The 20,482-nt window shown below is 43.1% G+C and carries 23 protein-coding genes; 15 read left to right on the top strand and 8 right to left on the bottom strand.

Translation table 11 applies throughout. The features are described from left to right. The first annotated feature begins 29 nt into the window (after nt 1-29). Genes LPQ35_RS10880 through LPQ35_RS10840 form a run of 9 tightly spaced genes read left to right on the top strand, consistent with a single transcriptional unit; the run spans nt 30 to nt 9,777 of the window. Nucleotides 30-3,236, top strand: a complete 3,207-nt coding sequence (locus LPQ35_RS10880; RefSeq protein ID WP_193806991.1) for a PAS domain-containing protein — start codon at nt 30-32, stop codon at nt 3,234-3,236. 37 nt (nt 3,237-3,273) lie between these two features. After that, the gene (locus LPQ35_RS10875) at nt 3,274-3,741 is read left to right on the top strand and encodes a chemotaxis protein CheW (protein ID WP_048091156.1); all 468 of its coding nucleotides are present in this window, start codon (nt 3,274-3,276) and stop codon (nt 3,739-3,741) included. Between the two features lie 2 nt (nt 3,742-3,743). After that, a complete protein-coding gene (locus LPQ35_RS10870; RefSeq protein WP_193806993.1) occupies nt 3,744-4,553 on the top strand; it encodes a CheF family chemotaxis protein in 810 nt (269 codons plus the stop codon). A gap of 5 nt (nt 4,554-4,558) precedes the next feature. Then, the gene (locus tag LPQ35_RS10865) at nt 4,559-4,921 is read left to right on the top strand and encodes a response regulator (protein WP_193806995.1); all 363 of its coding nucleotides are present in this window, start codon (nt 4,559-4,561) and stop codon (nt 4,919-4,921) included. Next, complete coding sequence (locus LPQ35_RS10860) at nt 4,918-5,961, top strand: chemotaxis-specific protein-glutamate methyltransferase CheB (RefSeq protein ID WP_193806997.1); 1,044 nt, start codon at nt 4,918-4,920, stop codon at nt 5,959-5,961. Before LPQ35_RS10865 ends, LPQ35_RS10860 begins: the two co-directional genes overlap by 4 nt. Beyond that, nucleotides 5,954-7,897, top strand: coding sequence for a chemotaxis protein CheW (locus LPQ35_RS10855; protein WP_193806999.1), 1,944 nt, complete (start codon nt 5,954-5,956; stop codon nt 7,895-7,897). Before LPQ35_RS10860 ends, LPQ35_RS10855 begins: the two co-directional genes overlap by 8 nt. Before the next feature lie 4 nt (nt 7,898-7,901). Next, on the top strand, nt 7,902-8,510 hold the full coding sequence (locus LPQ35_RS10850) for a chemotaxis protein CheC (protein ID WP_193807001.1): 609 nt from the start codon (nt 7,902-7,904) through the stop codon (nt 8,508-8,510). Beyond that, nucleotides 8,507-8,983, top strand: coding sequence for a chemotaxis protein CheD (locus LPQ35_RS10845; RefSeq protein WP_193807003.1), 477 nt, complete (start codon nt 8,507-8,509; stop codon nt 8,981-8,983). The genes LPQ35_RS10850 and LPQ35_RS10845 overlap by 4 nt, the downstream gene beginning before the upstream one ends. After that, nucleotides 8,974-9,777, top strand: coding sequence for a CheR family methyltransferase (locus tag LPQ35_RS10840; protein ID WP_193807005.1), 804 nt, complete (start codon nt 8,974-8,976; stop codon nt 9,775-9,777). The genes LPQ35_RS10845 and LPQ35_RS10840 overlap by 10 nt, the downstream gene beginning before the upstream one ends. 39 nt (nt 9,778-9,816) lie before the next feature. Here LPQ35_RS10840 and LPQ35_RS10835 read toward each other — a convergent pair whose 3' ends face one another. Next, nucleotides 9,817-10,224 (bottom strand): bacteriohemerythrin, encoded by a 408-nt coding sequence (locus LPQ35_RS10835; RefSeq protein WP_193807007.1) that lies wholly within the window; start codon nt 10,222-10,224, stop codon nt 9,817-9,819. A gap of 136 nt (nt 10,225-10,360) precedes the next feature. Between LPQ35_RS10835 and LPQ35_RS10830 the strand changes: the two genes are divergently transcribed. Further along, on the top strand, nt 10,361-10,486 hold the full coding sequence (locus tag LPQ35_RS10830) for a hypothetical protein (RefSeq protein WP_346297646.1): 126 nt from the start codon (nt 10,361-10,363) through the stop codon (nt 10,484-10,486). Between the two features lie 216 nt (nt 10,487-10,702). On the opposite strand, the gene LPQ35_RS10825 is transcribed toward LPQ35_RS10830, so the two are convergent. After that, nucleotides 10,703-11,041, bottom strand: coding sequence for an ArsR family transcriptional regulator (locus LPQ35_RS10825; protein WP_346297645.1), 339 nt, complete (start codon nt 11,039-11,041; stop codon nt 10,703-10,705). 582 nt (nt 11,042-11,623) lie between these two features. Here LPQ35_RS10825 and LPQ35_RS10820 point away from each other — a divergent pair. Then, a complete protein-coding gene (locus tag LPQ35_RS10820) occupies nt 11,624-12,436 on the top strand; it encodes an MqnA/MqnD/SBP family protein (RefSeq protein ID WP_193807011.1) in 813 nt (270 codons plus the stop codon). Between the two features lie 2 nt (nt 12,437-12,438). Here LPQ35_RS10820 and LPQ35_RS10815 read toward each other — a convergent pair whose 3' ends face one another. Beyond that, a complete protein-coding gene (locus LPQ35_RS10815) occupies nt 12,439-13,134 on the bottom strand; it encodes a dihydroorotate dehydrogenase electron transfer subunit (RefSeq protein WP_193807013.1) in 696 nt (231 codons plus the stop codon). Between the two features lie 71 nt (nt 13,135-13,205). On the opposite strand from LPQ35_RS10815, the gene LPQ35_RS10810 reads away from it, so the two are divergent. Together LPQ35_RS10810 and LPQ35_RS10805 are read left to right on the top strand one after the other, a co-directional pair. Further along, the gene (locus LPQ35_RS10810) at nt 13,206-13,664 is read left to right on the top strand and encodes a DUF2240 family protein (protein ID WP_193807015.1); all 459 of its coding nucleotides are present in this window, start codon (nt 13,206-13,208) and stop codon (nt 13,662-13,664) included. After that, the gene (locus LPQ35_RS10805) at nt 13,661-14,272 is read left to right on the top strand and encodes a metallophosphoesterase (protein ID WP_193807018.1); all 612 of its coding nucleotides are present in this window, start codon (nt 13,661-13,663) and stop codon (nt 14,270-14,272) included. Before LPQ35_RS10810 ends, LPQ35_RS10805 begins: the two co-directional genes overlap by 4 nt. Here the strand turns inward: LPQ35_RS10805 and LPQ35_RS10800 are convergent. The 3 genes from LPQ35_RS10800 to LPQ35_RS10790 all read right to left on the bottom strand — a co-directional run bounded on the left by LPQ35_RS10800 (nt 14,238) and on the right by LPQ35_RS10790 (nt 16,562). Then, complete coding sequence (locus LPQ35_RS10800; protein WP_193807020.1) at nt 14,238-15,290, bottom strand: DUF763 domain-containing protein; 1,053 nt, start codon at nt 15,288-15,290, stop codon at nt 14,238-14,240. The two genes, LPQ35_RS10805 and LPQ35_RS10800, sit on opposite strands and share 35 nt — an antisense overlap. A 31-nt stretch (nt 15,291-15,321) precedes the next feature. Then, nucleotides 15,322-15,750 (bottom strand): ferritin family protein, encoded by a 429-nt coding sequence (locus LPQ35_RS10795; protein ID WP_193807022.1) that lies wholly within the window; start codon nt 15,748-15,750, stop codon nt 15,322-15,324. 113 nt (nt 15,751-15,863) lie between these two features. Beyond that, on the bottom strand, nt 15,864-16,562 hold the full coding sequence (locus tag LPQ35_RS10790) for a sulfite exporter TauE/SafE family protein (RefSeq protein ID WP_346297731.1): 699 nt from the start codon (nt 16,560-16,562) through the stop codon (nt 15,864-15,866). Between the two features lie 172 nt (nt 16,563-16,734). On the opposite strand from LPQ35_RS10790, the gene LPQ35_RS10785 reads away from it, so the two are divergent. After that, a complete protein-coding gene (locus LPQ35_RS10785) occupies nt 16,735-18,138 on the top strand; it encodes an NAD(P)H-hydrate dehydratase (RefSeq protein ID WP_193807024.1) in 1,404 nt (467 codons plus the stop codon). On the opposite strand, the gene LPQ35_RS10780 is transcribed toward LPQ35_RS10785, so the two are convergent. Next, complete coding sequence (locus LPQ35_RS10780) at nt 18,130-19,299, bottom strand: tubulin/FtsZ family protein (protein ID WP_048091179.1); 1,170 nt, start codon at nt 19,297-19,299, stop codon at nt 18,130-18,132. The two genes, LPQ35_RS10785 and LPQ35_RS10780, sit on opposite strands and share 9 nt — an antisense overlap. 225 nt (nt 19,300-19,524) lie before the next feature. Here LPQ35_RS10780 and LPQ35_RS10775 point away from each other — a divergent pair, with 225 nt between their 5' ends. Beyond that, nucleotides 19,525-19,683: a hypothetical protein gene (locus LPQ35_RS10775; RefSeq protein WP_193807026.1), complete on the top strand. Its 159-nt coding sequence runs from the start codon at nt 19,525-19,527 to the stop codon at nt 19,681-19,683. 17 nt (nt 19,684-19,700) lie between these two features. Here the strand turns inward: LPQ35_RS10775 and LPQ35_RS10770 are convergent, their stop codons facing one another. Continuing rightward, nucleotides 19,701-20,480, bottom strand: coding sequence for a thiamine pyrophosphate-dependent enzyme (locus LPQ35_RS10770; RefSeq protein ID WP_193807027.1), 780 nt, complete (start codon nt 20,478-20,480; stop codon nt 19,701-19,703). Nucleotides 20,481-20,482 lie beyond the last annotated feature (2 nt).

The raw sequence follows: 20,482 nt of genomic DNA, 5'->3' as shown, positions 1-20,482 counted from the left end.
AAGAATTTTATCTGCCAGAGGTGGTGAGCGTGGATGATTTAGAGAAACTTCTCTCTGTTCTAAATGATGAGGAGACAGTTTCGAGACTTAAATCAATTATAGAATCCGGAACATTTGCCAAAAGGGAGAATGATTGCAACAAGGAGAAAACCGAGATTAAGAAACTGAAAAGCGAGCTTTCAGAGAAAAACAAAGAAATAGAGTCCTTAAAGAAGCAACTCTCAAGTAAAAAGGATGGCTCGGCCGTATTGATGAAAGAGATTTTCAAAAATCTTCCTGGAACAGTAATTTTTGTGGATAGAGACGGCAGAATCGCGTACGCTAACGATAATGCTGCAAGACTTGCAGGATATGAGACTGGAGAACAGTTAATCGGAAAGAAGCCGTCGGATTTTGCAGTTATCCATCCTGACTACGAGGAAGTTGGTAGGGAGATGGTCAATAAAATAAAGAACGGCGAATCAGTCGAAATTGAAGCAAAAATCATAACCAAGAATGGATTCGAGTTTTTTGCAGAGATAAAAGCTTATCCGGTATATCTCGACGGCAAATACGTGGGCTACGTTAAGTCATTCTATGACATTACTGAACTCAAACAGAAAGAAAATGAGCTTAACGACAAGAGAGAATTCGTTAAAAGGGTCTTTTTCAACCTACCTCGACCTATTTATGCCGTATTTGTAGATTCAGATGGTAAAATCAGATATGTGAATAACGAACTTGTCAGACTGGCAGGATACAATGATGCAGGTGAAATAACTGGAAAGAATATCAACGAAGTGATTGTATCAAAAGCAGAAGAGAACATTGCTGAGCGGGTGCTAAGAACAGGCAAACCTGTTTTCGAATTTGAGGATGAAATTAAAGTGGGAAATTCAAGTTTCCCAGCAGTAATCTCCTGTGTACCTGTTTTCAATCAGGACGATAAACTTGATGGTGTACTTTATACGTTCATTGACGTCACTGAAACTAAGGAGAAAGAGGAAGAAATTAAAGAGATTCTCGACAGTATACCTGTCGCTGCGTTCATGGTTGACAAGGATCACAAGCTGAGATACTGGAACAAGGCAGCGGAGAAGCTCACAGGTGTTAAAGCTGAAGAAATCGTTGGTACGGATAAACAGTGGATGCCATTTTACAAGGAGAAGCGCCCAATTCTCGCAGACCTGATTATTGACAATCCCAAGGATGCTGAGAAACACTACGACATTGTCGACAGGTCTGATATAGCAGATGAGGCCTACGTTGTTGAAACGTGGATTGATGTCAAAAATGGCGAAAGGCGCTATGTAAAGGCCACTGCAGCGCCTATCTATGACATAAACGGCAACCTTACTGCAGTCGTGGAAACTGTCGAAGATTTAACTGAAATTAAACAAACATTGTCATTCATAGAGGAGTTTGTGAAAAACATACCCTATCCCGCATATCTTCTGTTTGTAGATGAAGGGGGAATCATAAGGTACTGTAACGATGAGGTGGCAAAGCTTGCAGGATTTGAAAAAGCCGACGAAATTATTGGAAAGCACCCCAACGAGATATTCCACACTGTCGGAGGTAAGACTGTAGCAGACAAAGTAATAGAAACAAAAGAACCAATAATAAATCTCAGAGCAACCACAAGAGCAATTAACGGTGAAGAAATACCTGTGCTGGTTTCATGTGTTCCAATGTATATTGATGGCAAATTTGTCGGAGCAATAGATGTATTCATGGACGTCTCAGAGGTCAAACAGAAGGAGGAAGAGGTTAAAACGATACTCAATGCAGTTGATACTCCTGTTATAAAAGTGGACAAAGACTTTACAATCATTACTGCCAATAATGCCACTGCGAAAGTTCTTGGAACTAAGTTAGAGGATATCATTGGTAAGAAATGTTACGAGCTTTTCAAAACGGATGACTGCAACACCGAAAAATGTGCAGTACATAGAGCAATGATTACAGGGCAGTCTGTAACTGAAGAAACGATAGCAAGGCCCAATGGAAAAGAGACACCCATTATGTACACTGGTTCGCCCGTAAGAAATGAGAAGGGAGAAATAATTGGAGCTGTGGAATATGTTGTAGATCTGAGTGAAATTAAGCAGAAAGAAAAAGAAATAGAAGACATGCTCAAATACGTTAGGTCAAACCTCGAAAAACTTAGCTACGGTATCAAGGAGCTACAGTCAGGAAATCTCGACGTGAGACTTGAAAAAGAGAAGGATGATGAGTTTGGAGATGTCGTTGACACATTCAATACTCTTGCCGAAAAGATGGAAAATATAGTTGTAAAACTTGTATACGGTATGAGAAATGTCAATGAGAGACTTAACGAGACCGACGAGGCACTCACCCAGATGAATTCAGGAATGGAACAGATCAGCTCTGCCTCTCAGCAGATTGCAACCGGAAGTGAAAATCTATCCAGACTCGCAAACGAGTCGATGGTGCATCTAAAGGAATCGGAGAAAATGTTCAAGGATCTCACAGAAAAAGCTGTGGAGTTCACACACACGTCTAAGGTCGCATCGGAAAATGCACAGAAAGCGGCAGAGGTTGGTGAAAAGGCACTAAGTGCAATTGAGCAGATTGTTGCAGAAGTGGATGTTGCAGCCAATGTTGTGCAGGCTCTTGAGGAGGCAGTCATTAAAATAGGGAAAGTTACGGAGAAAATCAAGACGATTGCAGATCAGACCAACCTTCTCGCATTAAATGCAGCTATCGAGGCAGCAAGGGCCGGAGAACACGGTAGGGGATTTGCAGTCGTTGCTGATGAGGTCAGAAAATTAGCTGAGGAGAGCCGGAAGAGCACCGAAGAGATAAATGAGATCGTCTCAAAGGTCCAGGAGGAAACCAAGAAAGTCATCAATGCAACAAACGCTGTGAAAGAAGCGAGTATGGAAGGTAGCGCCAACATTACTGAAGCATTAAATAAAGCGAGGGACATAGGTAATTCCGTGATTGAGATCAGTAAAATGCTCGAAACTGTGGCAGATGCTGCTCAGAAGGGGCTGGAAAAGATAGAGCAGGTAGCTAAGAACTTCGAGGAAGTCGCTTCAACAGCTGAAGAAAATGCTGCAAGCAGTGAAGAGACCTCTGCAGCGATTGAAGAGCAGACTGCAGCAATCCAGCAGATCAACCTTGCCATGGCCAAGATAAAAGACATTGCTAATGAAACGCTGAACACGATGATTGAAACATTTAAGTCAAGCAAGGTCGCTCAGTCCAATAGCCTGTCAGATGAGAAATAGTATCTAACACCACCTAAATTTTTTATGGGTGATTGAGATGCAGGAAGTTATTAGAAGCAATGATAATGTTCAAGTAATCGTGTTCACACTCGGAGAGGAGAGATACGGTGTAGATATCTCGCAGGTCAGAGAAATCATCAAACCTTCAGAGATTACGAGGATACCAAACGCCCCCGATTTTGTAGAGGGGGTGATAAACCTACGAGGGCAGATTACAACAATAATTAACCTCAGAAAGCGTTTTAACATGGAACCGAAACCAATCGACAACAATACAAGAATTATTGTCGTAGAATACGATAATGCAGTAATTGGCATGATGGTCGACAATGTGACCGAAGTCAAGTACCTTCCAGTCTCGGAAATTGAGGAGCTTCCCCAGGTCATCACTTCCCGGAGTGAAGCAAGATTCCTGAAAGGCGTTGGAAAGCTACCAGACGGTCTTCTGATATTGATTGATCTGAATAAAGTCCTGAGCGATGAAGAATACGAGAAGTTGAAGTGACTATGCCAGGAAAAGTTCTACTCAAAACACCTGTGGAGTTGTATGAAAATGGATGGGTTCAAAAGGAGGCCGTACTATATAACGATGCGATAATGATTGATGGATTAAACATCCTATTCAGAGAGATAAAAGATGTTGAATTAACAAAATACAACGGCAAAGTTGCCATAAGGCTACAGACAAATAATAGCGAATTTTTTTTAAATTTTGGGAGTAAACAAGGCCAGATTTTTAGATTTCTCACCTTCAACTTGAAGGCGGATCGTTTTGCAGTATATTTTATTTCGCCTGCAATTCGTGGTGGGGTGATCGTGAGCGATGCAAAGTGGGAGAAAGGTTATCTTGCCATCACTGAAAATGCAATATGGTTCCTATCACCTAACAAGCAGATAAGAATTCCTTGGGATAACTTAGGGTCGGTAGGTAAAGAACTTAAGACAGTAAATAAAAAGCAACGTGCTGTGTTAAAGGTAACTCATGTGGAGAAAAATGAAGTAATTACAAGTTACGTCCTGTGTCCCGAAACCACACTGGAGTTACTTGACCAATACATTAACCAACTACTGGACAGGCAAAAGCCAAGAGAAAAGCTCTCGGAAATAGAAGAACAGATACTCACAATGGTTTATTCCGGTGTGGATTCAGCAGGTATAGAGTCAATATTGGGGATACCTACGGATGAACTGAACAGATATTATGACCGGCTAATAGAATTAGGTTTGGCAAAAGTTGTTAAAATACGAAAAGAAATAGAATTGACCCCCAAAGGGGTAAATCTCGTAAATGATGCTATGAAAAAAGTGGTGGGGTGATCTAAATGCCAAAAGTTTTGATAGTGGACGACGCAGCATTTATGAGAAAATTGCTGAGAAATATACTGTTTACGGGAGGATTTGACATAGCTGGAGAGGCCGAGAACGGAAAACAGGCTGTGGAGATGTATAGACAGTTGAAACCTGACGTAGTAACAATGGATATTGTTATGCCAGAAATGAATGGGATCGAGGCACTCAAAGAGATAAAGAGAATGGATCCAAGCGCTAAGATCGTCATGTGTACTGCAGTGGGTCAGGAACAGATGGTCAAAACAGCAATCAAACTTGGTGCTAAGGGTTATATCGTAAAGCCTTTCCAGGCTCCGAAAGTTATTGAGGAACTCAAAAGAGTGGCTGGAATATGAAAGTTTTAGTAGTCGATGATTCGGCACTGATACGGAGATCAGTTTCCGAATTGCTATCCAAAGAAAACATAGACACAATCACAGCCAAAAATGGTCTTGAAGCGGTTGAAAAAACGATCCAGCTAAAACCAGACATCATAATTTTGGATATCAACATGCCCGTTATGGATGGTTTATCAGCTTTAAAACTCATAATGGAAAAAAAGCCCACTCCCGTGATAATGTTTAGCTCATACACTAAGGAAGGCGCCAAAGAAACAATTGAAGCTCTTAAACTGGGTGCAACGGATTTTGTACCCAAGCCGGATGGGGTGGCAATAGATATATCGGAAGTGAAAGACGAACTTCTGGCCAAAGTACATGCAATTACTAAGACGCCGCCCAATTTAATAAGACTTCAAAAGCTTAAGAAAATTCGAGAGGGTGCAGTAAAGGGGAACTGGAAGGAGAAGGACAGGGACGTCGCGATTCTTATAGGATCATCAACGGGTGGGCCCAGTGCCCTTGAAATGGTTATCCCAAGGTTGCCGGATGATCTGCCAGCTCCGGTATTCGTTGTCCAGCACATGCCACCGCAATTTACAAAACAACTTGCAGACAGGCTGAACAATATATCGGATATAAGTGTAAAAGAGGCTGAAAATAACGAACGAGTGAAAGACGGAGTGGTATATGTTGCCCCCGGCGGGTACCACATGGGAGTCAAAAAGATCATGAATGTGACCAGAATAAAAATTATCGACGGTATGTTGGTAAATGCAGTAAAACCCTCAGTAGATGTGACCGCTGAATACCTTGCCGAGGTTTATGGTGAGAATACTATTGGCGTAATACTGACAGGAATGGGAGAGGACGGGGCAAGGGGGCTAAAAAGAATCAGGGAACTCGGTGGATATACTATCGCCAGCAGTGAGGACACATGTGTCGTTTTTGGAATGCCAAAAGCAGCAATCGAGATTGGTGCAATAAATGTCGTGAGACCAGTTTACGAGATTGCTGAAGAGATTGTCAGGCGTCTTGAGGTGATGGTCAATGGATGAAATAGAGCAGTTCAAGGAAGAATTCATACAGGAGACGAGAGAATACATAGATGCCATGAATCAGCAGTTCATTGAACTTGAAAAAGGAGACCTCCAGGCAGTAAACGAGATTTTCAGGCTTGCCCATACAATTAAAGGCATGGCAGGTTTTATGGGGTACAAAAGAGTTGAAGAGCTATGTCACAAGCTTGAGAACGTAATGGGGGCAGTAAGAGACGGTAAAATTGAAATAAATAGCGATATTGTAGATGTTCTTCTCTCTGCTATCGATTTGCTTGAAGTCCTCGTCGACAAAATCGAAGAGGAGGGTAACGACCACCATGACATTTCGCAGGTGGCTACTGAACTCCAGAAAATACTGAAAGAGGATGCAAAAATTGAAACCGAAAGAAACCAGAAACCTGAAATAATACACGAAGACGAAGCTAATATCCGCGTAAACATAACTTTGGCAGAAGACTGTATCATGAAGTCTGTAAGGGCCCTTTTGATTATTGAATCCCTTAAAGAGGTTGGAGAGGTCGTCGGAACAGTTCCTGACGAAGATATAATGGACAGTGAGGGATTTGATGGCAAATTTACAGTACTGATGAAGACGGACAGGATACATGATATAAATGATGTTCTCTCAAAAATCGGGGAGATTGACAAATTCGAGGTTGAGGAGATTATATCTCAAACCTCCAGATTCGAGTCGAAAAAACAAGAAGATATTTCTAATAAAACAGAAAAGAGTGATTCGTCTGTTCAAACAAAAGCAGACGTTACCCCTCATCCGAAAAAAGAAAAGAAAATAGAATTTATACGAGTAAGCATTTCTCAGCTGGACACTATCATGAACTTAGTTGGTGAACTGGTAATAAACAAGGGAAGATTGATACAGATATCCTCAGATTACGATATACCTGAGCTCAAGGAGGCAGTCTCTATTATGGACAAAATAATTTCGAACCTGCAGGACGAAGTTATGGAAATGAGAATGGAAAAAGTGGAAAGAGTTTTCAGCAAATTCCCAAGAATTGTGAGGGACCTGGCTAAAAAACTGGGTAAAAAAGTGGAGCTTATTATGGATGGGCTTGACACAGAACTCGACAGAACAGTCCTTGATCAAATTAATGATCCTCTAATACACATAGTCAGAAATTGTGTGGATCACGGCATTGAGTATCCCGACGAAAGAAAAGCATCTGGAAAAAGTGAAGTTGGAAAAATAAGGCTTTCTGCTTGGAGAGATAAGAACTATATAATTATTGAAATTGAAGACGATGGTAAGGGACTGGATACAGAAAAAATTAAGAAAAAGGCTATAGAAAAAGGCCTAATTTCACCAGATGAAGCAGAAAGGATGAGTGAAGACGACATAAAAATGCTGATATTCATGCCGGGCTTTTCTACAAAAGAAAGGGCAAGCGAAATCTCAGGAAGGGGCGTTGGCATGGACGTTGTGAAAACCACTGTAGAAAAACTTGGTGGATCTGTAAAGCTGTTTTCCGAAAAAGGCAAAGGTACAAAAATCCGAATACAGCTTCCACCTACAGTTGCCATTATAAAATCTCTCCTCATACGGGTTGGAAATGAGACATACGCGATCCCAATATCAAACGTTGTTGAAGCAATTTACGTAACGAGCGACTCGGTCAAAAATATTCACGGTTCGGAGTTTCTACTGGTAAGGGGGAAACTCGTTCCAGTATTTAGACTGAGAGACCTTTTTAAGATAAATGGTTCAAAATCTGAAAAAGAGGTTGGTATCATTGTGGAAAAAGAAAATGAGAGATATGTTTTAATCGCAGATGCCATAACAGATCAACAGGAAATAGTAATTAAGCCACTCTATGGACATTTAGCCAAGATTAGAGGATTTAACGGGGTTACAATACTGGGAGACGGAAAAGTCGTCCCAATTCTTGATGTGTCAACGCTGATTGGGGGGTGAAAATGTGTCCAAGTTTGAAAATCTGACAAATGAAGAACTTGACATTTTAAGAGAGATGGGCAATATCGGTGTTGGGAACGCATCTACTGCCTTGGCCACGATGCTTGGCAGACCGATAAACATAACGGTACCAGAGGTATATTTATTGAAGTTTTCAAATTTGGATAAAGTCATAAAACCAGATGAGATAGTGGTTGGAACTGTCGTGGGGCTTAGCACGATGGATAACGATAATTCTGGGTTTCTGTACATGATATTTCCTCAGGATTCTCCAAACAAGCTCGCCGAACTGTTGATAGGAGATTCAAGTGATGAAAGCATGGTCGAATCCACAATAATGGAAATCTCAAACATTCTCGCATCTCATTTCTGTGATGGGATTGCGAACATGCTCGATACTGTGTTAATCCCCACACCACCCAGCTATGCCAAAGATTATTCTGTTGCTGTCATTGATGCTCTCCTTGCACAGATTGCTGATAAAACTGATAACCTAATAATTTTCGAAACTGACTTGGTTGATCAGGACAATACTGTAAACATTTTCTTAATGTTGATTCCAACTGAAAAATTCTTTGAATACATAATGCAGCTATTAGAGATGGTAAAATGATCCACGAACACCTAATAGGCATAGGCGAGTTCAGAGTTGTAAAAGGGCTGGCAGTACTGAAAACCATAGGGTTAGGCTCCTGTATCGGTCTTGCACTGTACGACCCGTACAACAAGGTTGGAGGTCTGGCACATGTTATGCTTCCGAGCTCCAAAAATGGAACCGTCAAAAGCGCAAAATATGCAGACCATGCAGTGGAGATGATGCTCAGTGCAATGAAGCGACTTGGTAGCAAAGAACGCAATATTGTCGCAAAACTGGCCGGAGGAGCACAAATATTCAAACACATGAACATGAATTTGCTCAAAATAGGTGATAGAAACGTTGATGCAATAAAAAATATTCTTGAGAGTCAAGGTATAAAGATCGTTTCTGAAGACGTTGGTGGTGATGTTGGAAGATCTGTCTACTTTTATACAGATAGTGGGAAAATGCTCGTTAAATACAGCAACGGTGTAGAATTATGGATATAGCATTCAAGATGTTAATAAACTATATCTCAAAACAATCAGGCATAGACTTAAATCAGTACAGAGAGAGTTACTTAAAAAGGCGTATTGAGCTGAGAATGAAAGCTACGGGAAACAAAACGTTTGAAGAATACCTCAGTTTTCTCAGAAAAAACGGTAAAAAAGAGATTGAAGAGTTGATTAATACTATTGCCATAAATGTAACAGAATTCATGCGAGACGTAACTCCATTCAAGTTTTTCATGGATATGGTGTTGCCAGATATTGCTAACAGAAAACTCAAGGTTAAAAGTAACATGCTACGTTTTTGGAGCGCTGGATGCTCAAATGGTGAGGAGCCATACAGCATTGCAATATGCATCTATGAAGCTCTCGGCAGCGACTGGTTGTTCACAATATATGCAACAGATATTGATTTGGATTCTTTAGAAAAGGCAAAAGAAGGATATTATGACGCATCACAATTGAAAAATCTGAATAAGGCGCTCCTTTACAAATATTTCGAAAAGGAAGACGATGGATATCGGGTGAAAAGTTTTCTGAAGAAACATATCAGGTTCAAAAGACATGACCTGACCACTGATACCCCTGTGTCCAGATATCTTGATGGAATTTTTTGCCGGAATGTAATCATATATTTCAATGATTCGCAAAAATCCAAGATATTCAATGACTTCTACAACGCTCTTGTAAGCAGAGGTTACCTGATCATTGGTAAAAGTGAAACTCTACCTTCAGAGTTCAATAATAAATTTAAATGTATCAATCTAAAGGACAAAGTGTATCAGAAAATATAATACCTGCTGAAGGGCGATACCTCGAGAATACAAAAATTGTTAGTAAATTCCTTTGTTGTTGAAAAAAGGTCCATATTTCTTGTCGGAGTTGAGGATGTGATTTGTTAACCAGCTTTTCAAAAAACTGAGGACTTCCATAGTTAATGCCAGCTGTCCCTTTTCATACTTTTCCTTGAACTCACCAACTTTTGATACAAAAAGTTCATGTTCCGCCTTGTGCTTAACATACCCTGGATAGTTATGTTGTTTCATAAGTTTTTCTTCTGTTGAAAAATGAGTTATCGTGTATTCAACCATATCGTTCAGCAATTCACCCATAATTTCCTTTCCCTTTCCTTCAAGCATTGCGTCATGCAGTCTATTTATCATGGAAACAAGCTTCTTATGCTGTTCATCTATCTCCCTAATGTTGACACTGAAACTTTCATTCCACGTGATCAACGCCATGCTCGTTACCCCCGATACTTACACTATTCTGGCTCAAGTTCGAGGTCTTAAATTTTACTTTCAGACCTGAAAGTTAATTAAAATAACTTGTGTGTTACATAGTTTGCACACAATTCAGGTTCTGAACAGTAAACTTATGGCAACCACAATTAGAAGAATCATAAGGACTATCAAGATGAACACTTTTGCCATACTTTTCAAAATATGGTTCGTTTCTTTCAAGGATGCAGGCATACTTGCGTCATCTTCCGAAAGAATCTGATGATACATTATAAAAACGATACTGATTACGATGAGCGAGATAATACCCAATGTGGCCATACTTTTCATATTCTATCAGAGTTAATAACATCACACTATCCTACTTAAATTTTGCTCATGGATGAAGGCAATTGCAATATACAAAAAAACGGCACCACCACATGATTCCGCGATGTTGTGGTTGGGCACCGTACCAAAATTTGTTAAAAAGAACAATTCAATTCCCGATTAATGCCGCTAATCTCTTCAAATCTTCCAAGATTTCAATAGCACCAATTCCTACATCTGTAAGGAAGTAGTAATCACCATCCTTATCGACCATATTCAAGGACTTCAATTCCTTTAGATGTCTGCCAAGAACGCCGGGGTTTAGACGGGTTTCAAACATAATCTGCGAAAATTTTTTCTCCCCTCGTTTTAGACAGAATAGTATTTCTGGAACTCCTCTTTTTGAGATTGTTTTCAGAATCCCCTTGAAAATTTCAAGTTCTTTACTCTCAAACTGGCTTAATACCATCATTTCTTGAGGCGATATCACTGCACCAACACCCCACATCCTCATCATTATTGTTAGTCTGATATAACATAGGAAATCCTGGTATATTTACTTTTCGAAAGAAATCGAGAGATAATATATGCTCTAATGTAGATTACTTCAACTAAATGATATGACAACAAGATTCAAAGCACCAGATTAATTATCTCATAGAAGATATAAAACAATTAAAAATTAAAATATAACAAACAAAAAACAGTTCGGATAAAGCAACCATATCTATAAACACTATAGGGGGGTGCCAATAAAACTTATCGGTGGCGGCGGCATCGTTGATAAAACGATTATTCCGGCACCCCCAATTTAAATTTATGGTCGGGAGTAATAGATAAACTTTTTGGTGATTTTTCGAAAGATGGTGGGTTTGCAGAAAACCTGGACGCCGGACAGACAGTATTTATAAGTTTTAGTCATGATATGTTCTGCGTGGAGCTGAATCAACCTGTAATTGGAAAATCAGGTAATTGCGAGATTCAGGTTGATAATTCAGGCCTCTTCAGTGCTGGAGCGATTCTGAAAACCCAGGACGAATACCCACGTTTTATGAGATAAAGTAATATATCCTTCGCTCCTCTCACGATCATGAAACTCAGAGTTGCTCATACACCAGATGCAGACGATGCATTCATGTTCTATGCAATGATGGAGGGCAGGATTCCACTCGATTTCGAGGTCGAACACATTATCGAGGACATAGAGAGTCTGAACAAACGGGCGTTTCAGGAGAACATAGAGGTTACCGCTCTCTCAGTTCACGCTTACGCATACCTGAGCGACAGATACAGAATCCTTTCAGCCGGTGCAAGTGTTGGAGATGGATACGGTCCGATTGTTGTTGCAGGAGATGGCATCGAGCTTGAAGGCAGAAGGATAGCCATTCCGGGTAAATACACCTCGGCAAGTCTTTATCTGAAGCTGGCTGTAAGCGATTACGAACCGGTCGAAATGAGGTTCGACAGGATAATCGACGCCGTAAAGTCTGGAGAGGTTGATGCGGGCCTGCTGATACACGAGGGCCAGATCACCTACGAGAGACATGGCCTCGTAAAGGTGCTTGACCTGTGGGAGTGGTGGAAGGAGAAGACCTCTCTTCCAATGCCACTTGGCGTTAACGTCATCTCGAGGAAGGTTCCTGAAGAGCTGCAGAAGAAATTTCTCAAAGCGATGCAGGACAGCATAGAGTATGCCCTCAAAAACCCTGACGAGGCCACGGACTACGCCATGAAGTACTCGAGAGGGATGGACTTCGAGACCACAAAGAGGTTTGCGATGATGTACGTGAATGAGTACACGTACAAGATGCCCGAAAACGTCGTCAAGGCCATTGAGACCCTCTTCGACATGGCTGAAGAAAGAGGGATTCTGAAAAAACCACCTCTTGATATCCTCTTTTAATTTTATTTCAAATCCCTGCCGCTGAATACCGGGCCATCTGCGCAGACCCTCAATCCATTTTCGAGAACGCACGAACCGCATACCCCAATTCCGCATTTCATGTATCTTTCAAGCGAGATTTCGGCTTTATGGAGGCTATTGTTCTCATCAAGGATTTTAACCACGGCGTCAATCATCCCTTCTGGACCGCACACGTAAATTCTCTCGTACCTTTCAAAATCCTCTCCTGCCAGTGCGTCAGTTACAGTGCCCTTTTCTCCGAGAGACCCGTCCTCAGTGAGGATAACAGAATCATCGAACCTGTCCGGAAATATCATGTCTTCAGCCGTTTTACCACCGTATATCACCCTGATTTTTGCATCACATGTTCTGAGATATTCATACAGATACAGCATCGGGGCAATTCCTATCCCTCCGGCAACGATCAGGGCTTTCTTCGAAGGTGTGAACGGTCTGCCAAACGGACCCCTTATGCCCACAAGCTCACCGCCGCTGAACTCCACAAGCTTCCGTGTCGTCTCACCAACGGCCTTGACGGTTACACTGCTGCTGGAGGAAAGACTGAGGGGAATCTCCTCCATATCAAAAACGTTCAGCATTATGAACTGACCAGGATACGAGTTTAGTGGTGAAGAGAAGTAAAGCGTTGCCACTCTTCCGGAGTGGTGAACAACCTTTCGGATTCTGAGCGTGAACATAGCCTGAGGTTATGTTTCAAATTTATAAAGGCATCGTAAGTATTATCTTCCAGCAACCTGAAATTGATTCGATGCTCAAACCAACGATTGCATCTGCGTTCAGGTCGAAGGGCAAGAAAAAAATGGACAGGAAGGAACTGACATACACGCTCTCGTTCGATCTCAAGTATTTCTCGCATGAAACAAGCAAAAAGGTCGTTGATCTTGCAGAGAAAAAGGGGCTGCTCGGCGAAGAGGACGGTCTGCTGACTCCCTCTTTCAGCATCGATGACATTGACGTACCTCCCGGATTCAAACCGGATGTGAACAGAATATTCAGAAGTGAGGATGTATTTGAGAGACTGCTGGACGAAATATCCCTCAGGCTTGGAAGGGATAGGGCTGATGTGATCAGAGAAATAAACACGAGGCAGATGGAGCTTGGAAATATTCTCGATGGGGAGGTTGTTGCAGTACTCTACGCTCTGGAAAATGGTATTGACGTGAGAAACTATATAGATGAAGTGGAGGAAGAAATATTCAAAAAATGAAGGTCTCTGAAAGCGGAGCGATAAAACTGGGGAAAACACTGGTCATTGCAGACATACATCTGGGAATTCTGGGTTTTCCTGACTTCAGCATCAAAGACAAAATACTTGAAGTTGTTTTCTCGAGCAAATCCGAGAGGCTCGTTATCAATGGTGATTTCAAGCACAGCCTCGGAAAGTACGAGCTCAAACATGTGGATAAAATAATAGGCGAGATCGAAGAACACGTTTCCGAATTGTTGCTCCTCAGAGGAAATCACGATGGTCTGCTTCACGAGATTCACGAGGTCCACGATTCTGTTGAGGTCGGGAATGCCACCATCACACACGGACACAAGGAGTTTGAAGAGATGCGGGATGCGGAAACATTAATTCTCGGACATTCGCACCCTGCGGTGCTTATCAGGGACTACATCTCCGGACACAAGGAGAGAGCCTGGCTCTTCGGTGAATTAGATGGTAAAAGAATTATTGTAATGCCGGCCTTCAATGAACTGTGCAGCTCAACAGCAGTGAATGTTGAAAAGCCTGCAGGTTTCATCTTTGGTTACGTGAGGGAGTTCGATGTTTTCACGATCAGCGGGTTTTACTTCGGGAGAGTGAAAGTTTAGCCAGTCTTTCAAGCAGCGACCTTTTTTCAAAGTCGGAAAGTTCCGCCTGCCTAACTGCATCCTCCATGAACTCAATCACAGAATCGTAATCTCTTCTGTTAACCGGAAATGGTACCCCATCCTTCCCTCCGAGGGCGAAGCTGAACTTTGCCGGGTCTTTCTTGCTGTATTCTGTGTCGTAAACAAGCTCGGCTATGAGTGCAAGCGCTCTGATTGCACCTTTTCCAACGCCCTTTACCAGCAACAGGTCCTCAAACCTGTCGGGCTGGAGGCTGTATGCCTTTTCAAGAGCCTTCCAGTCCACTCTCTTTGGGACAAGCGATTCCCGGTATTTCACCATTGAGAGCATTTTCGAAAAATCAAACCTGTATGTTCCGTCATTGACGATGTCGAGGATTGTTTTTCTTGCTTCCTCGCTATTTTCGGCGGTCAAGTCCATAACGCTGTTTTCGAACCTCTGGGTAATTATTCCGGAATGCGGTTCAATGATGCTGGCATCTTTAAGGTGATATCTTCTCGCCATTCTCAGGCTCTCATTCATCCCCTGCTGGATTACAACGAAGTGTTTTCTGGTGAAGACAATGGTGTGGTGGTACAGGTCGTACCCGTCCTGCAGAGCAGCGCTGTCAAGCTTTGCTGAAAGCCTGCTCGCCCGTATAAGCTCGAATTTTTTTCTCTCACCAATTCCAAGCTCGCTGGCAAACTTTTCTATCTCCTCAACAGTTTTCAGGGCATTGCCGCCCTTTCCACCGGCGATCCTCAAATCGAATTCGTCTGTGTTGAGGACGCTTTTCAGAACACCTGTCAGGACTGTGGTTGAACCGGAGGAATTCCAGTCAAAGCCAAGCACGTTTGAAAAGCTCTGGAAGAATATTGGATCGGAAAGCCTGTTGATAACCTCCCTCTCACCATACTCCTGAATTATCAGCGTTAAAATTGGCTTTGCGAGTTTTTTCATTCTGTTCAGCAGCCAGTATGGAGCCTTCCCGTAGTGGAGAGGAAGATATATGCTGTTCACGGATTATGTTTTAAAAAAAGAGATAAAAAAGTTATTCATTGAAATATCTTTCAAGTATGCCCTTCAGAGCCATTGCGTGTCTGTGTTCGTCTCTTGATGCTTCATCCCAGATGTCGTGCACCTCGTCAAGCCCCTTTTCCTTGGCCTCAAGGGCAACCTTCCTCTTGTGGACGTTCGCCTTCATCTCTCCGTTGAGCATGTATTCCAGGCTTTCCTTCAGGGTCTCCTTTATCTTTCCATTGAGTTCAGCAAATCTGCTTGCGTGATAAGCTTCATCCATTGCGATTCTCTGAAGTATGGCTGCGATTTCAGGATATCCTTCTCTCTCGGCCTGTCTGGCCATGGCAAGATAAAGTCCAACCTCCATGCACTCTCCCATAAACTCTCTCTCAACGAACTCCTCAAAATCGGTTCCCTTTGCAATTCCAATTTTGTTTTTATTTTCACCAAACTCTACCATGTTTTATACTATATCGGTTCGATATTTAAACGTTTCGATTGAGTTAAGCAACTAACTGGATAGCCATGCCATACAATTGAGTAATAATAAGTTTAGAGATTGTTCCTGAAACTTTAAAAAACGGAATTCACCCACAGGAGAATAACGCTAAAAATCCCTAAGAGCTTCATGGACGAAACCAGCACAATTGCAACGAGGAGTCTGTGGACCCACACAGCAGCACCTTTCTTTGACGCAAACTTCACTCCGAAATACGCCCCGGCCATGCTACCCAGAGCGAGAATTGCTCCTACCGTCCATACCACCTGACCGTTGAACATGAAAACTGCAAGAGCAGGTAATGTAAGGAGCAGAGTTACAAAAACCTTGATGGCATTTGCCCTGAGAATATCCATTCCTGAAATCAGAACGAGTGCCGATATGAGGAATATCCCGACTCCGGCCTGAATGAAGCCCCCGTAAATGCCGGTCAGGAAATACACCACCGGTTCGAGAAAAGCGATTCTGTGTCTTTCTTTACCACCCTCGACCCATCTTTTGGGGTTCAGGAGCATTATGACAAGCATCAGGACCATTATCGCCCCAATTACTCTCCTCATCAGTTCTTCGTTCAGATCAACCGCAATCTGTGCGCCGAGAACAGCCCCAATCATGGCAGGAACAGCGAAGCGAACAGATGACTTTGGATCAAGAAAACCGTGGGACTGAAAACCTCTCATTCCCACAAGGCTCTGGAGGAGTATTGCGACCCTGTTTGTTCCGTTGGCAACATTTGCGGGAAGTCCAAGGAAAATCAGCAGTGGAAGGGTTATGAGCGAACCGCTACCGGCAAGCGTGTTTATGAACCCTGACAGGATTCCTGCCAGAATTGTGAGAATGTAGAAATACCACTCCAGAGTATCACCTCAGTTCAAATCATTCAGCACCGGTTTTTAGTTTTTTGAGCATCGCAACTGATAAATTCACTCAATTTCTATAAAGAACATGCATGAAACAATCGACTCCAGACACATGAACGCTCTTGACTTAAACTGCGAGTTCTTTGGGCTTTCAAGACTTCAGCTGATGGAAAATGCGGGAAAAGGCATTGCCGAGGAAATTCTCAGCAGATTCAACCATGGCAGGGTTGTTATTTTCGCCGGAACGGGAAACAACGGCGGAGATGCATTCGTTGCTGCAAGATTTCTTAAAGGCTTTGATGTCGAAATCGTCCTGGCGGGAGATGTCAAAAGCGAACTTGCAAGGAGAAATCTGTCCATTCTCGAAAAGGCTGGCATGCCCGTTAGCAGGTGGGGCAGTTATGAGTTCGAGGGTGGAGACATAATCATAGATGCCCTCCTTGGGACAGGTTTCAGGGGTAAACTGAGAGGGCCGTACAGAGCTATTATTCATAAGATAAACGAATCTGATGGGTTCAAAGTTTCTGTTGATGTTCCAAGCGGACTTGATGCAGATACCGGTGAATATGAGACAGCCGTTAGGGCGGACCTCACCGTAACATTCCACAGGGCCAAACCCGGGCTTCTCAGGGCGGGAGAACTTGCAGGAGAAGTCGTGGTTAAGGACATTGGAATCCCGGAGCTTTTCGAGAAGCTTTCAGGACCGGGAGACTTCAAACTGGCTTACAGGCGATTTGAGCATGCTCACAAGGGCATGCACGGCAGAGTTCTCGTCGTCGGTGGTTCTCCATACATCGGCGCTCCGGTTCTCTCTGCCCTTGCAGCCCTGAAGGCTGGAGCGGACATCGTAACACTCGCCGTCCCTGAAAGCATATACCCTCAGGCGGGATCATTCTCTCCGGAACTCATCGTAAGGTCAATTCCCGGAGATGAACTGTCCACAGAAAACGTTTCAGAGATTGCCAGGCTCGCTGAAAAACATGATGTTGTTGTTTTCGGCATGGGAACAGTCGATAAAGGAGATGTGGCTGAGGAGATATCGGAAAGGGTTGAAAGAATGGTGATTGACGCCGGAGGGCTGTCGCCCAGCATCCACTGCAATGCGATTCTGACGCCTCACGCCGGAGAGTTCAGAAGGGTATTTGGCAAGGAGGCCAGCGAGGTTAACGTCATTGATGCTGCTGAGAAAAGTGGCACATGCATAATTCTCAAGGGTAAAAGGGACATAATATCTGACGGAGAGAGAACGAAGTACAACGATACCGGAAATGCTGGCATGACTGTCGGAGGCACCGGCGATGTGCTTGCAGGGATAGCGGGGGCGCTTTATGCAATAAACGATGATGCCTTCACCGCTGCATGTGCCTCAGCATTTATTGCAGGCTATGCCGGAGATCTGTGCTTTGAGGAAAAGGGCTACAACTTCACGGCCCTCGACGTTATTGAAAAACTGCCTCACGCCGTAAAAAAGATAATGGAACTAAAATAGTGGCTCAAGGTCTTCTTCATCGAACAGAGAAATTGTCTTTTCTATTCTTACCTTTTCTGCCTCCTCAACCTCTTCCCTGGCCTCTGCTGCAAGTTTCTGGAGCTGTTTGACTCTCGGTATCTCAGTCACGTTCGCAAGAACAACCAGCGCTGCAACATGCTTTGTCCTCCTGGTTGGATAATCTCCTGCTCTGACTTCCACTCCGGCAATCTGCTCCTCAAGCCAGAGCTTGGCTTTTTCGAGTCCCTTTCTGTCCAGGTATTCTGGCGGACCGGCCACAAGAACCAAGGCTCTTTCTGCACTCGATATGTTGCATGGTATTGTCAATCTTCCAAGAGCAGCCTTCCTGACGAGCGTGGCGATTTTCGTCGATTTGTCCTCTTCAGCCGTGACCAGTTCGGTCTCCTTTTTCTTGAAAAGCCCGAACAATCCCGTTTTTTTCTTCTCCTGCACTGGCAGTGTTGCATAGCCTATCGAGGATATTCCCCCACCCCTGAGCGTGTTGATAACCTCAGAGCTATCAACGACCATTTCGCCAACGAGATTTTCCTCAACTGGCTCTCCTGCTCTGGCAAGAATGGCAAGCCTTCTGACGATCTCTTCATTTATCTTGGCGTAGCTTTCCTTGAGACTCAGACCCTCAAACTTCCAGGCACCATTATCGACAAGAATCAGGTTATCAACATATTTCAGGAGGGTGATCATGCTCCTTGCGGCGTTGAGTGAGTAAAGCTTACCTTCTTCAGGCGCAGGAAGCACGCCAACACAGTATACTGGCTCGGAATACATTTCAGAAAGGTATTTTGCAAGAACCGGGCTGCCACCACTACCGGTCCCACCTCCAAGTCCGGCTATGATGAGAAAAGCATCAACTTCATGCGTCCCCATCTCGTCAATCGCATTGAGGATTGTCTCGATTTCTTCCTGGGCCACTTTTGCACCAAGTTTGTTGTCTGTCCCGACACCGTGACCCTTTACTGTCGTCTGTCCTATCAGAATTCTGTTTTTCGGGGGAATATGCTTCAACCCCATCAGGTCTGTTCGTGCAGTATTTACTGCAAGAGCTTTGAGTGTATTCGTCCCTCTGAGCTTCTCGTTCTCCATGAATAGATCGAGTATTTTTCCACCAGCCTGACCAAATCCTATTGCGAAGAACCTCATGTTTAATGCACCTTCTTATCTTTTTTCTTTTCTTTAAAGACTCCCCACTGAAATATAATCTTTTTCTACTGCTCCGCATTCCTGCAGTCATTAATTATATTTTAAAAAATACATGTTAAAAATTGCATTCTCTTCAATATTTATTTTTTGGCTTCTATTATAATTTCGTCAAAAATTATATATACTAATAATGACAAATTATATACTGTACAAGAGGGGATGAATATGTCAGGAGAGTTGTTTGTTTATGTTCTGTTCGCTGGAGGATTGATTTCAGCAGGAATTCTGGTCGTTGTATCAGTGGGTGGAATAATAAAGGCGATTTCCACCATGCTTGGTGGAAAGAAAGAAACATCTAAATCTTACACAACCTCAGGGGTCTGACTGAAGTCCTCATGGTCTCATATCCTTTTAACAACTTTTTTGGGCACTTTCAGTGAGCTGAGGAGGGTCTCCTCAAACGTCTGTTTTTCTGTTCTGAACAGCAATCCTGTTGCCATCTCATCACTGACAAGTTTTACTGCTTCATCAAAACTTTCTGCCGGTTCAGCAACGTAAACGTTTTCCCGGTAGTGGTCCCAGGTGTTGTTGAACGTGATGCATGGCTGCAGGATTTCAACAAAAGCGAATCCCCTGTGCCTTATGGCGCCATACATCAGATCAGATAGCTGGCTGACATTTCCGGCAAAGCCCCTGGCAATGAATGTTGCTCCCGATACAAGGGCTATAAGTGCCGGGTTTATTGGCCATTCCGGGTTTCCGGCTGGAGTTGTTCTCGTTTTCTTTCCTCTGGGCGTTGTCGCTGTGAACTGACCGGTTGTAAGTCCGAAAACTTGGTTGTTGTGAAGAAACAGAGCAACATCAGTATTTCTCTTAGCAGCATGCACAAAATGCTCCATACCCTCGTTCAGAGCATCACCATCACCTGAAAATCCGGAAACCAGAAGTTCAGGGTTTGCCAGCTTTATGCCGGTCATCAGAGGAAGAACTCTTCCGTGAATTGTGTGGAATGTGGGTATATCGAGATAATCCGGCATTCTACCATGACAGCCTATCCCGGCAACAGAAACAATCCTGCCCCTTTCTACCCCATCACTCTCAAGTCTTTCTATAACCCTTCTGAAAGCCTTGAGGACTCCAAAATTGCCGCATCCCGGACACCATTCTATCTTGCTCTTCATAC

Source organism: Geoglobus acetivorans (genome assembly GCF_039641995.1).
In the GTDB taxonomy this organism is placed as follows: Archaea; Halobacteriota; Archaeoglobi; order Archaeoglobales; family Archaeoglobaceae; genus Geoglobus; species Geoglobus acetivorans.
Note: the sequence above shows the minus strand (reverse complement) of the source record. Positions and strands in the feature narration are given on the sequence as shown.

What these genes read in the sequence shown, in the direction of transcription:
- LPQ35_RS10875 (WP_048091156.1), top strand. Translation starts at nt 3,274, where the DNA reads ATGCAGGAAGTTATTAGAAGCAATGATAATGTTCAAGTAATCGTGTTC.
- LPQ35_RS10870 (WP_193806993.1), top strand. Translation starts at nt 3,744, where the DNA reads ATGCCAGGAAAAGTTCTACTCAAAACACCTGTGGAGTTGTATGAAAAT.
- LPQ35_RS10865 (WP_193806995.1), top strand. Translation starts at nt 4,559, where the DNA reads ATGCCAAAAGTTTTGATAGTGGACGACGCAGCATTTATGAGAAAATTG.
- LPQ35_RS10860 (WP_193806997.1), top strand. Translation starts at nt 4,918, where the DNA reads ATGAAAGTTTTAGTAGTCGATGATTCGGCACTGATACGGAGATCAGTT.
- LPQ35_RS10855 (WP_193806999.1), top strand. Translation starts at nt 5,954, where the DNA reads ATGGATGAAATAGAGCAGTTCAAGGAAGAATTCATACAGGAGACGAGA.
- LPQ35_RS10845 (WP_193807003.1), top strand. Translation starts at nt 8,507, where the DNA reads ATGATCCACGAACACCTAATAGGCATAGGCGAGTTCAGAGTTGTAAAA.
- LPQ35_RS10840 (WP_193807005.1), top strand. Translation starts at nt 8,974, where the DNA reads ATGGATATAGCATTCAAGATGTTAATAAACTATATCTCAAAACAATCA.
- LPQ35_RS10835 (WP_193807007.1), bottom strand. Translation starts at nt 10,224, where the DNA reads ATGGCGTTGATCACGTGGAATGAAAGTTTCAGTGTCAACATTAGGGAG.
- LPQ35_RS10830 (WP_346297646.1), top strand. Translation starts at nt 10,361, where the DNA reads ATGGCAACCACAATTAGAAGAATCATAAGGACTATCAAGATGAACACT.
- LPQ35_RS10825 (WP_346297645.1), bottom strand. Translation starts at nt 11,041, where the DNA reads ATGTGGGGTGTTGGTGCAGTGATATCGCCTCAAGAAATGATGGTATTA.
- LPQ35_RS10820 (WP_193807011.1), top strand. Translation starts at nt 11,624, where the DNA reads ATGAAACTCAGAGTTGCTCATACACCAGATGCAGACGATGCATTCATG.
- LPQ35_RS10815 (WP_193807013.1), bottom strand. Translation starts at nt 13,134, where the DNA reads ATGTTCACGCTCAGAATCCGAAAGGTTGTTCACCACTCCGGAAGAGTG.
- LPQ35_RS10810 (WP_193807015.1), top strand. Translation starts at nt 13,206, where the DNA reads ATGCTCAAACCAACGATTGCATCTGCGTTCAGGTCGAAGGGCAAGAAA.
- LPQ35_RS10805 (WP_193807018.1), top strand. Translation starts at nt 13,661, where the DNA reads ATGAAGGTCTCTGAAAGCGGAGCGATAAAACTGGGGAAAACACTGGTC.
- LPQ35_RS10795 (WP_193807022.1), bottom strand. Translation starts at nt 15,750, where the DNA reads ATGGTAGAGTTTGGTGAAAATAAAAACAAAATTGGAATTGCAAAGGGA.
- LPQ35_RS10785 (WP_193807024.1), top strand. Translation starts at nt 16,735, where the DNA reads ATGCATGAAACAATCGACTCCAGACACATGAACGCTCTTGACTTAAAC.
- LPQ35_RS10780 (WP_048091179.1), bottom strand. Translation starts at nt 19,299, where the DNA reads ATGAGGTTCTTCGCAATAGGATTTGGTCAGGCTGGTGGAAAAATACTC.
- LPQ35_RS10775 (WP_193807026.1), top strand. Translation starts at nt 19,525, where the DNA reads ATGTCAGGAGAGTTGTTTGTTTATGTTCTGTTCGCTGGAGGATTGATT.
- LPQ35_RS10770 (WP_193807027.1), bottom strand. Translation starts at nt 20,480, where the DNA reads ATGAAGAGCAAGATAGAATGGTGTCCGGGATGCGGCAATTTTGGAGTC.